The sequence below is a fragment of the Dyella sp. 01N36 genome, assembly GCF_056399745.1.
The window spans coordinates 39,315-54,157 of record NZ_JBFTRY010000007.1; the positions used below are offsets into that span (position 1 = coordinate 39,315).

Sequence of the window (14,843 nt, forward strand, 5' to 3'; positions counted from 1 at the left end):
CAAAACCGTACGAGCCATGCACGCAGGCATGGCCGCCGAGTGGTTAGCGATCGAGGGCTAGATCAACAGGGAGCAGAACCGCAGTGTCGGCGGCGGATCGGGACGAAGCAGTGCGGCATCAGGCACGGGCGCCTGCTCGGGCGCATGCGCGATGGTTCCCAGCAGCAGCGGGGATGCCATGGGCAACAACAGTGGCGGAACGGCTGGCAGGCGAACATCATGTGCCGAAGTCGCGTTGCCGGCACAGTGTTCGGCGCAACGCGCATCCGGATTTTGGTGTTGGAAAGAGGCTTTCTCCATGGAGCCCATGCCCATGGCCGCGCAATCGCCCGTCATCACCGTGTCGGCCGGCCTGGTGGGCAGCGTGCAGACATAGGCAGCCATGGCGAGCTGCTGGAACAACAGACAAAACAGCACCACCCCGGTCCAAAGGACGCGGTGACGGCGGCTGATGTGAAGGCGTGTGCGCATGAAGTGTTCATCATAGCGCAGCTGGACCCAGGTCCAGTCAAGAGAGTCCGATCCCGTTACCGGGGTGCCATCTCGGGGCGCCCGCGAGAGGTCAGCGAAGGACACCTTCGCTTTTCAGTTTCGGTATCAGCGTGGCGGCCAGGTCCCTGGTGGCCTGAGTGAGATCATTCGTTCGCACGCCTTGCGTAGTCACCGTCCATACGAGCTTCTCGCTCCTGACGTCCCACACGCTGGTCTCGAGCGTCACCACCTCGTATTGATGTACATCGGGGGTGGATGCCCAGGCTGATCCATACCAACCATAGAAACCTCCGTAGCTCGGGCCGCCCGGCGTCACATTGATCTTTTGCTCGACGCGCTCGACGCGCGTGGTGAGGACGCCATCGATTCCCGTGGTCTTCAGATCATTGAGATTCAGCGATGTGGCGCCTTGCGGAAGCCGGGCATAGCTGCGTTCTGCACGGATGCCTGCGCTTTGCAGTTCTTGGGAGAACACGTCCTCGAACACGCGCTTCATCGTGTCACTACGGGTAATGCCAACGACGAGCACGTTGGATAGCGGCGGTCCCGCAAAAGAGGGATTCCGCCACTGATTGCTGACGCTCACCGTTGAGCAACCAAGCATCAGGGCCACAGTGCAAGCTCCCGGCACGATGAACAGCTTCACATCAGCGCTCCCTGTCTCGATGCCAGAGACGTCATGCAGGCGAAGTGACACGCACCCATCGTGGCTCAACTCAGTGCGGGATCCATGGACACTTCTGCCATGCGTCGGGCCATCCCTTGTCGCACGAGACCTTGCTTCTCCGCCTCACGAATAAGCGCGATGCTGTTGTGAACGCCAAACAGGCGCAGCAACGCCTGCCGATGGCTTTCCACCGTGCGGGGCGATATGCCCAGCGAAGAAGCGATCTCCGACGTACGGAATCCATCGGCGACGCAGTTGATGATCTGTCCCTGTCGGCGCGACAGTCGGTGAGTGGGTGGCGGCGCGAGCATGATGGCGGTGAGGGCGCTTGGGCTCAGGTACTGGTAGCCATGCGCAACCGCTTCCACCGCTCTGCAAAGTTCCTCGCTGGCCAGTTGCTTGATGACGTAGCCATTGCAACCAGAGAGCAGGGCCTCGCGCGTGACGGCTGGCTCACCATGCGCAGAAAGAACGATGAAGGGTACGGTGGATCCTCTCTCGCGCAACTGCTGCAATGCCTGCAACCCGCTGAGCAGCGGCAACGTGATATCGGAAACGACCAGGTCGATGGCGCCGGTGAGCGCGCGCTTGACCAGGGAGATTCCGTCGTGGGTGATTTCGAAGGATCCAACAATCGGAGCCAATAAGCCGGCCACCTCCTCGGCTATGCCCTGGTCTGCATCTGCCAGCAGCACGCGCAATGACGGCTTGTCGCTCGTCTGAAATGAAGTGTTCTCTGTCATGGTGGCACATCTCCCTGCTACAGCCTCAATGAACGAGGAGTCCAAGCGAACATCGATCCTTGCAACCGGGACCTGTCACCCTGGCGTGGGCGTGTTCGACACCGCCCTCGCGCCGGGAGATTCAGCAGCACTGTTCGCCCTTTGCTTGACGCTCGTTAACCGTTAGATCGCGTTTCGTTCCCCAGGCGTCGCCGTTCCAAGCCGATTGGGCACCGTGACATCGACGCATCGATGCCTGCCGGCGAGTCCGCCAGAGAAAAGCCCTGGCCAACCCGGATTTCAGAAGTGCCAGGTGTAGTTGAAACTTGGCCCACTGATCCTTGCCTCTTTGAGAAACTTGTCACTGCCGCCTTGCTCATATTTGATATCGCGATAGCTGATGGCGATATCGCCCCAGTGGAATGCGTAGCCCACGCCGACGTTCAATTGGTAGGTGTTGTCGGAGTCGCCCGTGCCGACGTCGGCGTAGTACGGAAAGTACCAGCCCGAGTCAGCGAACGGCGTCCAGCGACCTCGTACGCCGATAATCGCGTTACCGGCATGCGTCTGATTATGCAGGTGGCCACTACCTTGCAGGATCAAGGCATCCTGGTTGTTGACCACGTTGAGGTTCCAGCTGATGTTGCCTTTCAACCACACATAGCGCGCGCCGAAGAGCAGGTCGGCATAACCAAGCGTGCCGTGCCCAAGCGTATACAGCCCGGCCAGCGTAATCAGGCCGCCCTTCATTCCCCAGCGCGTATCCAGGCCGGCGTCGGCTCCGAAGCGTTCGCCTCCAATCGAGGTGAAGCGCCCCTTCTCGTTGGAGAATTTGATCCAGTCGATGTCGCCGAACATGCCCCAGTTCCCCTTGCGAATATCGCCTTCGAGCAGCAGGGCGCCACTGAGGCTGCTCAAGGGGTCTCTCTTGTTTTTGACGGTGACATCCGGGCCACTGGGAAGCTGGTATCGGGTTTCGCCGGACACGCCGGGAAGCCAGCCGTACGGCGTGATGCTGCCGTGCCAGTTTCCGTCCCAATAGTCTTGTGACTGTGCGAACGCCGGCATCGCGAACAATGAGGCAGCACCGGAGGTTAAAACGAGCCCTAGCGCGAGGGTGGTGCGAGCAAAAAGAGAACCGGAACGGCCACTCATGATGACCCCTCATCGCTCTAATCGACAATACATATTGGCGCAACTAATTGGGAATTCACAGCAAAAACTTGCAGCACTAAAGGCATAAGTAGATCTACGCGCTAATTAGATCGTGGGCAATTAGCAAACTCTTGCGTGCGCATTTTAAGCCTGCGTATTTCTACACAGAAATAATCGGTAATTAGCCACTGGAGATCTCTAGCATCACAGCCGATGCTTGTAGGAGTCTATGCGCGCTGCAGGCATGGGGCGGGGGTGGCATGCTGCGTGATTGGATGAAAAGGGCAGAGCGGCCCCGAAACGGGATGCTCTCATGGCATGTACGCCTTGATTCGTCGCTGACAGAGAGATGTGATATGAGCGCCTTCGACTTCCCACGTTGCTTGCTTCTAGCGGTCGTAGCGGCAGGCACACCTTTTCTGTCGGTCTATGCGCAGACATCCACGGCGCCGCCGGTGACCGCGACGGCACACGAGCTGGCCAACGAGACGGAGACCGTGACGGCTACGGTGACGCAGATCGATTATCAAAAACGCCTGGTCACGCTTCGAACGGCCGCTGGCAAAGAAGACACGGTAGCGGTTGGGCCGGCCGCCACGCGGTTCGACCAGGTCAAAGTCGGCGACAAGATCACCATGACGTACCAACATGCCGTTGCGCTTGAGTTGCTTCCTGCCAACAGTGCGCAAGCGGGCACCGAGGTTGAAGGCGACATCACGCGGGATGAGAAAAGCAACAAACCGGGTGGTACGGCCGAGCAGGCAGTCACGGTGACCGCGAAACTCACGGCGGTCGACCTGAAGAAGCATACCGTCACGCTTACCGGGGCTGATGGCAAGACCCGTATCATCGAGGTGAAGGATCCCGCACGCCAGGCCCGACTCTCAAAGCTGAAAGTCGGCGACATGGTGCGCATCACTTATGCCGAGGCTTTGGCGGTCACCGTCACCCCGCAGGGGTAAGGGTGCGGCAGGCGGGTAGGACGTCGCGAGCATCACCCGATCCTTGGGTCATGGTGATGACGCAAGCGAACGATTCACGCCGGCGCGGATGTGAAGGTGGGCAACAGGCGACGGGCGCGGTCCATTTGGCCGCGCCCGTCAAGTTCGATATCCGCGCCGATTCAGTTGCTCGTACCGGGGCTCGCTACGGTGAGCTCCACGCGACGATTCTGAGCCTTGCCCTCGGCGGTGTCGTTGGACGCTACGGGATTCTCCTCGCCATAGCCCTTGGCCGATACCAGGCTTGGATTGACGCCCTGCGAGATCATGAATTGCTGCACATTGTCCGCGCGCTTCTGCGACAGGATCTGATTGGTCGTGATGCCTTGCTTCGCCAGTTCCGGACCAATGGGCGTGCTGTCGGTGTAGCCGCTCACGTTGATCTTGTTCTTCTGATGAGGGGCAAGGATCTTGGCGACCTTGGCAATGCTGGTCTTGGCCTGCTCTGATATCTCCCAGCCGCCTGATGGAAACAGCAGCTGATCGTTGAGCGAAACCTTGATGGCATCCTGCATGCGCGAGATGCGCACGTCGCGGGACTGAATTTCGCTCCCCATGCTCGCATTGAGCTGCTGGTATTGCGCCTCCAGCTCCGCATTCTTCTGCTGCGACTCATCATATTTCTGCTGAGAGACACACCCTGCCGCCAGGAGTGCCACACCTAGTACGCATAGCTGCGGAAACTTGATCATGGTAGTTCCCTCACGTTGGTGTCTTATCAAAGGAGGCGATCTTCGATTGGTCCTGCCAGATATTTCTGGTTTTTGCTTCCTCTTGTTTATCTAATCTTCGCCGAATTGGCGTTAATAAAGTAGGAAGAAAATAACTCCATTTTTCCATGCATTAAACCATTAGGTGTAAACACGTAGATGCGTTGAGTAGATTGTCGCGACGCGCAATGCCCGGCGATAGAAATGCGCCGCCAACGCACCGGTATCTTTGCTCGACGAACGATGATGCTTTCGATGCTCATGCGACGCGCCGGTCACGCTCCCATCATCGCGACAAGTGGATAAGGGCGGAGCTGATTTTCGTTCGCTTAGATACCCAGACATGCCCGCATTTCTCAATGACGTCGCGGTGGGGCTGTTGGGCCTGACGACCATCGCCAATCCAGTCACCAGTGCCACGGTGCTGTTGGCGCTGACAGCGCGCTATCCGGACGCGGAGCGCAATCGGCAGGTCCTGCGTGCCGCCATCTACGTATTCATTGTGCTTCTGGTCTGCTTCTATGCAGGCAGCGTTGTCATGCGCCTGTTCGGGATTTCGATCCCCGGCTTGCGGCTTGCTGGCGGCCTGATCGTCTCGTACATCGGTTTCGGCATGCTATTTCCGCCTGAGCGGATCACGGAGCAGGGGGCGCAGGAAGCATTTTCCGAGGCGACGCCGGCGACGCAGTTCCGGGATATCTCATTTGTTCCGTTGACCATGCCGTGTACCACGGGGCCTGGCACCATTGCCTTCATCATCAGCGCCGCCTCAACCATCCCCGCGCGCAGCTATTCCTATTCAGTGCACCTAGCCGTCATTACGGTCGCCGTGCTCTTTACGCTGGAGTTCTGGGCTTGCCTGCGCGGAGCCACAACGATCTTGCGTCTGCTCGGCGAGGGCGGTGTCGATGCGCTGACTCGTGTGATGGGTTTTCTATTGGTCTGCATTGGCGTGCAATTTGCCATCAATGGAGGTCACGAGCTTCTTTTGAGCTGGCACATGGTTGCTTCGTAGGCTGGGTGGATCGAAACCGCGCCGCTGCACTTCGATCGTGTGGCTGAGTCCTGAGTATCAATGACTACGTATTATTGCTTACGTCTGCGCGTGGGGATCATGCCGGCCGCTGAGTTCACGCTCGTTGAACGCTGATAGTTTTATTAACCGCGTACAACATCATCATCGGGCCTGAAGGCGTGATGTTGCCCTGGGGATGCAACGCATTTCTCGTCCTGCTCTTTGGTGCACCACGGCGTTTGTCTGCCGATGGGGCTCCTTGAATCGGAAACGCCGACACCATGTTTGGCAGGTTCGCCACGTCTTGCAATGCCATGCTGCAATTCGCCTTGTCGGCGACGACGGCGGCACTCGGCACTGCGGTAGCGATGGAACAGTCAAATCCAGCCCTTGAACTCGTCGGTGCCTGCGGGAGGTGCAGCATGTTTCCCTGGTGTCGCTTGGACACAGGCCTATGCCATGCCTAGAGCCAACATCATCGTCGTCGTGGATGACCGGGACGAAGTCGCGGCGGTTGACGCCTGGTTCTCACGGTGGCGTTCTGCGCTAAGCCGGGTGTCCGAGGATTACGGCTGGAATTGCTGCGTACATATCTGGCAGCTCGAGGGTCCGGCGGAAGCCTTGGCCGAGCTTCCGCCCACCATCATTGCTGATGGCGAATGGACGAGCTAGCGAACACCCTCGTTCCAGAGCGTTCAAGTTGCAGTCGCACAGGGATAGCTGAAATCCCACCGTTGAAGGGGCTAATCCATGTTGCTGAGACCCATGTACGAGAAAGCCCTGTCCCGCGGGCTGCTCGATGTCTTGATTCGCGCCGGCCTGATCGCGGCGMTGGTGATCTTTTGCTTCGAGATCTTCAGTCCCTTCCTTCACCTGATGCTCTGGTCGGTGATCCTCGCGATCACCCTCTATCCCCTGCATCTCAGGCTGCGGGGGAGGCTGGGCAATCGCGATGGCCGCACGGCAACCCTGATCGTTTTGATCGCCGTCGTCATCCTGATGGTGCCGGTCTACTTGTTGGGCACGTCGATGACCGAGTCGGTTGAAAAGGCGCTGGACGTGGTCAAGGAGGGTAAGGTCAGCATTCCCTCGCCATCCGAGTCGGTGGCCAGCTGGCCGCTGATTGGAAAGCCTCTCTATGGCTTCTGGTTGCAAGCGGCCACCGACCTGACCGGCCTGGCACAGAAGCTCGCGCCGCAACTGAAGGAGTTCAGTCTTATGGCGTTGGGCAAGCTTGCCAATGCCGGCCTGGGTTTTCTGATGTTCATCGCTGCCCTGATCATCGCCGGCATCCTCATGGCCTTCGGTGAAAGCGGGGAACGCAGCGCGGTGAAGATTTCCTCGCGCATCTTCAGCTCGGGACGAGGGCCGCAGATCACTCACCTGTGCACGGCCACCATCCGGGCCGTCGCCCAGGGCGTGATCGGCATCGCCTTCATTCAGATGCTGCTGGTTGGCGTCGGCTTCGTGCTGATAGGTATTCCAGGCGCCGGCCTCCTGGCCCTCGCCGTGCTGTTGCTGGGCATCATGCAGCTCCCGGCCACCCTGATCACGATACCGGCCATCGCCTACGTGTTCGCCACGGAAGGCGCCAGTGTCGGCACCATCGTGTTTGCGGTCTATGTCTTTGTTGCGGGCCTGGCCGACAACGTACTCAAGCCGCTCTTGCTGGGCCGCGGCGTCGATGTGCCGATGCCGGTGGTGTTGATCGGTGCACTGGGCGGCATGGTCACGGGCGGGATCATCGGCCTGTTCATCGGCCCGGTGGCGCTTGCAGTCGGCTACCAGCTGTTCTGGCAATGGGTTGAGGAACAGCCGCCGATCGACGAACCATCGGCGCCAAAGCAGACCTGACCCGGCCGCGCACTCCTCACCGTTGCCTGCCGCCATCGATGCGCGGAGGAGGTCCCCGTGTTGCTCAATCTATTGATCGGCCTCCCCGTGATGTTGGTTTGCCTGCTGCTGCAGGCGTTCTTCCTCAACATCAGCCTGCGTCAGTATGCCCGCTACAAGCTTTCCCACAGGGGCAAGGAAACGGCAACGGGCAACGTATTGCTGCTGTACACGGTGCTGCTCCTGCTGACGCTTGGTTACTTTGCCGAGACCGTGATCTGGGCGGCGCTGTTCATGCTGCTTGGCGAGTTCGACGATTTCAAGACGGCGCTCTACCACTCGGGGGTCAACTTCGTCACGCTGGGGTATGGCGATGTCGTGATGTCCCCGCGCTGGCGCATGCTCGGCCCGCTTGAGGCGGCCAACGGCATCCTGATGTTCGGCTTATCGACCGCGGTGATGACTGCCGCCGTTATGGACATCATCAACCAGAACAAGGCCAGGATAAAAAAGAGCAGGCGCCCATGGAGGCTTCGTCGGCGTCGAAGCCAATAAAACTACCTAGGAAAACTTGGTATTTTTAATTCAGTAATTCCTGCATTGCAGAGTCATTGGCAGGTTCATGATTAACTAAGTATTTGGCCATATAGCCTTCCAAAGGATTAAGCGCGAGTATTTGCGACGGTTCACGCTGATTTGATTGATGGTGGCTCACTATCGATTAAAGATGTTTTTTGTTGCTTGAGAATTCATTTCACAGGGGCGGGGCAATTCATTGATCGACTGCCGGTCGTTTCGGTCGGCTGCGAGTGCTTGCGTGGCGGGTCGCGCTAACTCCGCAATTCGGAATTGGGAGGCGGTGATGAACGGCAGCACGAAGAAAATGAGCATGATGCAGCTAACCGTCCTGGTGGCGGTCAACATGATGGGCTCAGGCATCATCATGCTCCCGGCAAACATGGCCCAGGTCGGTGCGATCTCGTTGACGTCGTGGGCTGTCACGGCGCTAGGTTCCATGGCCATCGCCTACGGTTTCGCGCAGGCGGGGCTGCTCAGTCAGCGCGCCGGCGGCATGGCGGCCTATGCTGAAGAGGCGTATGGGAAGGGCGGCTACTTCCTGACGTTCTTTCTGTACTTCCTGTCGCTGGCCATCGGCAACGTGGCGATCGCCATCTCAGCGGTGGGTTATCTCGCCGCCTTCTTCCCGTGGCTGTCGTCGACGCCCATGTCCACCTGCATCAGCGTGATCGGGTTGATCTGGTTGACGACGCTCGCGAACTTCGGCGGTCCGAGTGTCACTGGCAAAATTGGCTCGATCACCGTATGGGGCGTCATCGTCCCGGTGGCTGGCCTGTCGATCATCGGCTGGTTCTGGTTCAAGGGATCGACTTTTTCGGCCGCGTGGAATCCTCAAGGCTTGAGTTTCTTCAAGGGCATGGATTCGAGCATTGCGCTGACCCTGTGGGCCTTCCTCGGCATGGAGTCGGCGGCGCAGAACTCCGATGCCGTGGAGAATCCCAAGCGCGACGTACCCATGGCATGCATGCTCGGCACGCTGGGCGCTGCCGTGATCTACGTCCTGTCCACCACGGTGATCCAGGGCATTGTGCCCAATGCGGAGCTGGCCAAGTCCACCGGACCGTTCGCGCTGGCGTACTCGCAGATGTTCAACCCGACCGTGGGCGCGATCATCCGCGCGCTGGCCATTCTTGCCTGCCTGGGCTCACTGCTGGGTTGGCAGTTCACCATCGCGCAAACGGCAAAGACGGCTGCCGAGGGACGCATGTTCCCGACGTTCTTCGCCAAGACCAACAAGATGACGGCGCCGGTCATCGGCATGATCGTGATGGGCGTGGTGCAGAGCCTGATGGCGTTGTCCACGGCATCACCCAGCCTGGGCGAGCAGTTTGCGGTGCTGGTCAACCTTGCGGTGGTGACCAACGTCATCCCCTATATTCTCGCGCTCTCGGCGCTGATGATCATGATGCGCAAGGCATCGGTTCCCCAACATACCTTCAGGCTCAATGCGTTCGTGGTTACCGTGGCGATGCTTTACAGCACCTATGCCATCTATGCATCCGGTATGGAGGCGGTGCTCGGTGCAACCATCGTGATGGCGCTTACCTTCGCCATTTACGGCTTCCTGGCGCCTCGCTTTTCGGCTCCCTTTGCCGGGGAGCCCCTGCGTGGATAACTCGCCGAGGCAGAACAAGGCTTTCCAGGAGAGACGACATGTCACGCATGAATAGTGTTGTTGTKCGTAACAGCCTGTTGCGCTGGGCGATGATCGGGCTGCTGGTGATGCAGGTGCCGACGATCGTGGCGCAGACCGTGAGCCCCGGCAGCGCTACGCTCGATCGCGTACGTGCGAGCGGCAAGTTCACCATTGGCTACTATGCCAACGCCCGGCCGTTCACCTATGAGGACAAGCCTGGCACCGCCGACGGCTACGCGATCGCCGTGTGCCGCCAGATTGTGGATGCGACACAGGAGCTCTTGCACGCGCCCAATATCTCCACGGAGTTTGTGGCGGTGGACGCAGCCGATCGTTTCAAGTCCGTTGCCGAGGGTCGTGTCGACTTGCTCTGTGGGCCGTCCGCGCCATCCTTGAGCGCCATGTCCGAGGTGAGTTTCTCGATCCCGATACTGACGGGAGGTACCGGCGTGATGCTGCGCAAGGATGCGCCGGTCGCGTTGCGCGATCTGCTTGAGACGGGGGAGTCCGGTGGACGCCCGATCTGGCGAGGTTCGCCGATGCTCGCGGTGCTGCAGCAGCGCAACTTTGCCGTCATCGCGGGCTCGCTGTCCGAGAAGCTGCTCAAGGAGCGTCGCGACGAACTGAAGGTCAACAGCGTCGTTTCTTCCGTGCCCGACCTCGATACCGGCCTGAAGGAACTGCAGGATGGCAGGGTCGACGGATTCTTTGCCGAGCGCAATGTGCTTCTGGACCTGGCCAAGAAGGATGGGACGGGCCAGGTCGTCGTGCTCAACCGGGTTTTCGACAATGAGCCGTTGTCGTTGGCCTTGGCGCGCAACGACCCGGACTTCCGTCTGCTGGTCGACCAGGTGCTGAGCCGGCTCTATCGCACGGGAAAGATCAACGGGATCTACGAGCAGTACATGGGCAAGCCTGATCAGTCGGTCAAGGACTGGTTCCGCGATACGGCGTTACCCGAGTAGCGCCAGGAGGGCGCCGGTATACGCTTTGTGCCGGCGCCTTCTCGTTGTGTTTGGTTGAGCTGATGTCATTGCAGCGTTGAGGCGCCGCGCGAAGGTCCGGCACCAGCTTCCCGTTCAGTGCTACTAGGTTGACTGGAGGCATCAGCATGCATCGGCCATCGTTCGGCTTCATGCGACAGCAGACACTCCTGTGTGCGCCACTCCTGATAGGCGGTCTTGCGACCTTCAGTCCGGGGGCGATGGCGCAGTCATCGGAGACTGCAGAGCTCAAGGCACAACTGGAACAGGTCAAGGCGCAGATGCAGGCGCAGCAGCAGGTGATGCAGAAGATGCAGTCGCGCCTGGAGGAGCTGGAAGCAAAGGAGCAAAGCCAGGAAGCCACTGCCGCGCAAGCCAAGGCAGCGGCGCCAGCGCTGACGAGTTCGGCAACGGCTCCGCCGGCACCGACACCTTCCGGGCCGCCGCCCTACCGGCCGCCTTCTGCCGTTGCCGGCGCCTACGAACCACTGCCTGAAGGCTATGTGCGGCTGGGTGATACGGGCAATCTGCTCAAGATCGACCTGGTGGCGCAGCTGGATGCGATGGCCGACAGCACCTACATGGGCGCGGCGGATCTGTTTGTTCCCTCGTCGATCCCGGTACGCGGACAGCCGCTCTATGACAGTGGGAGGCGCTMCACCATGAGCGCCAGGCAAAGCATCTTCCGCATGGATTTCCAGCGCCAGACCGATTACGGGACGCTCAAAGTCGTCTACAAGAACAACTTCTTCGGCAGCGGCAGCGGCGACATGCCGTACAACCTGCAGGCGTTCTACGGCGAGCTGGACAACGAGCATTACTCCTTGCTGGCCGGCTACAACATCTCGGCGTTCACCGATATCGATGTGTTCCCCAACACGCTCGATTACGAGGGACCCAACTCGTTCACCTTCAAATATGGTCCGCAGATCCGCTTCTCACCCGTGCTGTACAGGAGCGGCGAGAGCGCCTTGACCTTGCCGATGTCGTTGGAAAAGCCCAATGCGGACATCAGCGTCATCGAAGGATTCAACACGTATTCGCGTCGCCCCGACATCACTCTCGGCTTGAGGTGGCAGGCGCCCAGCTGGCATGTCCTGTGGGCCAATATTCTTCGCGATCTGCGCGTGGAAAATGCCACGGCGCGCACGCGCAGCACGACGGGCTTTGCAACCCAGCTGACCGGCACCACGGCCCTGTTCGAACATGACAGCGTCCAGGGATGGGCCAGCTACGGCAAGGGCTACGCCAATTTCCTGCAGGATATTTCAGGGCTTGGACTGGACGCCGCCTTTACGACCCAAGGCGACCTGCGCGCCATCCGCGCACGAGGCTACGGCGCGGGTTACACGCACGCCTGGCGCGAAGACCTGACCTCAAGCCTGGCCTGGGGTTATCTCAGGATCAGCCCGCAATCGAACATGCTGATCAATCCGGACCAGCCCAAGAGCACCAAGTTCGGGTCGATCAACCTGGCCTGGAAATTCAGCGAGCGCGCCATGTTCGGTGTGGAGTACCTGTGGGGCCAGAACATTGCGCTTACCGATCTGCGTGGGCAGGGACAGCGTCTGCAAACAACGTTTCGCTATGACCTTAACCCCTGAGGTCGCGCGAATGCGCCGGGTTACCGCCTGTATCGGCAACGCTTGAACTGCACCGGAGTACGCACCTCATGTCGATGAATCATCCATGGATTCTTTTTGTCTCCACCGACTTGCCGAACGAGGGATCGGCCTTCCGGCTGGCGTTGTCCCGCCTGGGCAAGGCCATCGAAGATCGCGGCATCCAGGTCGTGCAGGCCATGAGTGGCGAGGACGGTCTGGCGATCGCGCGCGGCAAGCCCTCGTATTCGGCGGTGGCGATTGACTGGGATCTCGGTGAGACCGGGACGATGGCGGAAGAGTCGGCGATGAAGATCGTGCGTGCCGTGCGCGAGAAGTCGCTGAAGGTGCCGATCTTCCTGCTGACGCGCAGCATCCAGACGCCCGACGTACCGTTGAGTCTGATCTCGGAGGTGCGCGAATACGTGAACGTCGGCAGCGAGACGCCCGAGTTCTTTGCGCGCCGCCTGCAGTTCGCCATCGACGACTATCACAGCGGCCTGCTGCCGCCGTACTTCAAGGCGCTCAAGAAGCTCACGGAAGAGGGCGTGTATCAGTGGGATGCCCCGGGTCACATGGGCGGTGCCGCCTATCTCAAGCATCCTGCCGGCGCGGAGTTCCATGAGTTCTTCGGCGAGAACATCATGCGGGCCGACATCGGCATCTCCAATGCGGAGCTGGGTTCATGGCTGGATATCGAGGGGCCGCCGGCCGATTCGCAGCGCATGGCAGCGCGGGTATTTGGCGCGGACTGGACGTTCTACGTGCTCGCAGGTTCGTCAGCCTCCAATCGCATCGTGGTCCAGGCCTGCATCGGCAAGGACGAGATGGTCATTGCCGACCGCAACTGCCACAAGTCGCTCAACCATGCGATGACTTTGTCAGGGGCGCGGCCCGTTTATTTTCAGCCCAGCCGCAACGGCTACGGCATGATCGGCCTGATTCCTCCCAAGCGTTTCTCCCATGCGCATATCCAGAGCCTGATCGCCGATTCGCCTCTGTCGGCGGGCGCCAAGTCGAAGGAGCCTGTCTACGCCGTCGTCACCAATCCAACCTATGACGGGTTGCTGTACCACGTGGACAAGGTGGTGGAGATGCTCTCAAGCAGCGTCCATCGCGTGCATTTCGACGAGGCGTGGTACGCCTACGGAAAATTCCATCCGCTTTACAAGCATCGTTTCGCGATGGGTGTGCCGCGTGACATCAAGAATCGCCCGACCGTCCTCGCCGTGCAGTCGACGCACAAGATGCTTCCTGCATTCTCGATGGCGTCCTATATCCACGTGAGCAACAGCAAGCGTGGCGAGCTGGCGATGGCGCCGGTGAAAGAAGCATTCATGATGCATGGCACCACATCGCCGTTCTACCCGTTGATCGCGTCGCTGGATATCGCCTCGGCCATGATGGATGAGCCATCGGGACCGGCCTTGCTGCGCGAAACGGTCGACCTTGCCGTGGCGTTTCGCCGGACGGTCGCGCTGGTCGGTCAGCGTCTGCAGGACGACGGGCAATGGTTCTTTTCGCTGTTCCAGCCGCCGCGTGTTCCCATCAAGGGAAAACAGGTTCCATTCCATGAGGCGCCGCTCGATGTACTGGCCGAATCGACAGCGTGCTGGACTTTGCGGGTTGGCGACGCCTGGCATGGCTTGCCGGACGATGTGGTCAAGGATGATTTCTGCATGCTTGATCCGACCAAGGTCACCATTCTTTGCCCAGGCACGGATGCCAAGGGCAAGCTGGCCAAGCGCGGCATACCCGGTGCGGTGTTGACCAAGTTCCTCGATGCGCGACGGCAGGCGATTGCGCGAACCGGCGACTACACCGTGTTGGTGCTGTTTTCCGTGGGCACCACGCAGGGCAAGTGGGGCACCTTGCTGGAGACCTTGCTGTCGTTCAAGCGGCTGTACGACCGCAATGCGACGCTGGAAGAGGCGCTGCCCGACCTGGTGCATGCCTATCCCGATCGCTACCGCGAGATGACCCTGCCGCAGCTGTGCGATGAGATGCACGAGGCGATGAGTGAGCTCGATCTGCAGGCGATGGCGAACAAGGCCGGCGAGACGCTTTCCGAGCCTGTTTTGACCCCGGCGGAGGCTTATCAGCATCTGATTCATGGCACCACGGAAGAAGTGCGCATCGCCGATATGCCAGGGCGGATCGCCGCGCTGATGATTGTTCCGTATCCGCCGGGCATTCCCGTGCTGATGCCGGGCGAGCGCATGGATCCCAAAGGCGGCCCGATCTTTCGCTTCCTGCAGGCCGTGGAGGCCTATGGGCGCAAGTTCCCCGGCTTCGCAAGAGAAGTGCAGAACATGCACGCCGATGCCAATGGCGATATGTGGGTGCGCGTCGTGCTGGATAAGCAGGTTGCGGCCAAGCAGGCAAAGGCTACGCGCAAAAAATGAATGGTGGGCCGTGTCAGTGACGAACGATCACGGCGCGCAGTGGG

14 protein-coding genes are annotated in these 14,843 nt (G+C 60.0%); 9 read left to right on the forward strand and 5 right to left on the reverse strand.

Annotated elements, in window-relative coordinates; translation table 11 throughout:
- Positions 1–57: 57 nt before the first annotated feature.
- The 4 genes from AC1DMG_RS03185 to AC1DMG_RS03200 all read right to left on the reverse strand — a co-directional run bounded on the left by AC1DMG_RS03185 (position 58) and on the right by AC1DMG_RS03200 (position 3,036).
- Positions 58–576 carry a hypothetical protein gene (locus AC1DMG_RS03185; RefSeq protein ID WP_477178600.1) on the reverse strand — a complete coding sequence of 173 codons (519 nt, stop codon included), beginning with the start codon at positions 574–576 and terminating at the stop codon, positions 58–60.
- Entirely contained in the window at positions 563–1,138 is a 576-nt protein-coding gene (locus AC1DMG_RS03190; RefSeq protein ID WP_441603945.1) for a DUF4136 domain-containing protein, read from the reverse strand. Before AC1DMG_RS03190 ends, AC1DMG_RS03185 begins: the two co-directional genes overlap by 14 nt.
- A gap of 65 nt (positions 1,139–1,203) precedes the next feature.
- Positions 1,204–1,902 carry a response regulator gene (locus AC1DMG_RS03195; RefSeq protein WP_441603944.1) on the reverse strand — a complete coding sequence of 233 codons (699 nt, stop codon included), beginning with the start codon at positions 1,900–1,902 and terminating at the stop codon, positions 1,204–1,206.
- A 279-nt stretch (positions 1,903–2,181) separates the two neighbouring features.
- On the reverse strand, positions 2,182–3,036 hold the full coding sequence (locus AC1DMG_RS03200; protein ID WP_477178601.1) for a hypothetical protein: 855 nt from the start codon (positions 3,034–3,036) through the stop codon (positions 2,182–2,184).
- A gap of 356 nt (positions 3,037–3,392) precedes the next feature.
- Between AC1DMG_RS03200 and AC1DMG_RS03205 the strand changes: the two genes are divergently transcribed.
- Positions 3,393–3,998, forward strand: a complete 606-nt coding sequence (locus AC1DMG_RS03205; protein WP_477177133.1) for a hypothetical protein — start codon at positions 3,393–3,395, stop codon at positions 3,996–3,998.
- Positions 3,999–4,159: 161 nt separating this feature from the next.
- Here AC1DMG_RS03205 and AC1DMG_RS03210 read toward each other — a convergent pair whose 3' ends face one another.
- Positions 4,160–4,729 (reverse strand): OmpA/MotB family protein, encoded by a 570-nt coding sequence (locus AC1DMG_RS03210; RefSeq protein ID WP_441603941.1) that lies wholly within the window; start codon positions 4,727–4,729, stop codon positions 4,160–4,162.
- Between the two features lie 361 nt (positions 4,730–5,090).
- On the opposite strand from AC1DMG_RS03210, the gene AC1DMG_RS03215 reads away from it, so the two are divergent.
- The 8 genes from AC1DMG_RS03215 to AC1DMG_RS03250 all read left to right on the forward strand — a co-directional run bounded on the left by AC1DMG_RS03215 (position 5,091) and on the right by AC1DMG_RS03250 (position 14,799).
- Entirely contained in the window at positions 5,091–5,762 is a 672-nt protein-coding gene (locus tag AC1DMG_RS03215; RefSeq protein WP_477178602.1) for a MarC family NAAT transporter, read from the forward strand.
- A gap of 459 nt (positions 5,763–6,221) precedes the next feature.
- Complete coding sequence (locus AC1DMG_RS03220; RefSeq protein WP_477178603.1) at positions 6,222–6,434, forward strand: hypothetical protein; 213 nt, start codon at positions 6,222–6,224, stop codon at positions 6,432–6,434.
- 78 nt (positions 6,435–6,512) lie between these two features.
- Complete coding sequence (locus tag AC1DMG_RS03225) at positions 6,513–7,616, forward strand: AI-2E family transporter (RefSeq protein WP_477180171.1); 1,104 nt, start codon at positions 6,513–6,515, stop codon at positions 7,614–7,616.
- Between the two features lie 57 nt (positions 7,617–7,673).
- Complete coding sequence (locus AC1DMG_RS03230) at positions 7,674–8,150, forward strand: ion channel (protein ID WP_441603934.1); 477 nt, start codon at positions 7,674–7,676, stop codon at positions 8,148–8,150.
- 307 nt (positions 8,151–8,457) lie between these two features.
- Positions 8,458–9,789 carry a putrescine-ornithine antiporter gene (gene potE, locus AC1DMG_RS03235; protein WP_441603933.1) on the forward strand — a complete coding sequence of 444 codons (1,332 nt, stop codon included), beginning with the start codon at positions 8,458–8,460 and terminating at the stop codon, positions 9,787–9,789.
- A gap of 47 nt (positions 9,790–9,836) precedes the next feature.
- Positions 9,837–10,775 carry a transporter substrate-binding domain-containing protein gene (locus AC1DMG_RS03240; protein ID WP_477178605.1) on the forward strand — a complete coding sequence of 313 codons (939 nt, stop codon included), beginning with the start codon at positions 9,837–9,839 and terminating at the stop codon, positions 10,773–10,775.
- Positions 10,776–10,921: 146 nt separating this feature from the next.
- Positions 10,922–12,397 (forward strand): DcaP family trimeric outer membrane transporter, encoded by a 1,476-nt coding sequence (locus AC1DMG_RS03245; protein WP_477180172.1) that lies wholly within the window; start codon positions 10,922–10,924, stop codon positions 12,395–12,397.
- 68 nt (positions 12,398–12,465) lie between these two features.
- The gene (locus tag AC1DMG_RS03250) at positions 12,466–14,799 is read left to right on the forward strand and encodes an Orn/Lys/Arg family decarboxylase (RefSeq protein ID WP_477178607.1); all 2,334 of its coding nucleotides are present in this window, start codon (positions 12,466–12,468) and stop codon (positions 14,797–14,799) included.
- Positions 14,800–14,843 lie beyond the last annotated feature (44 nt).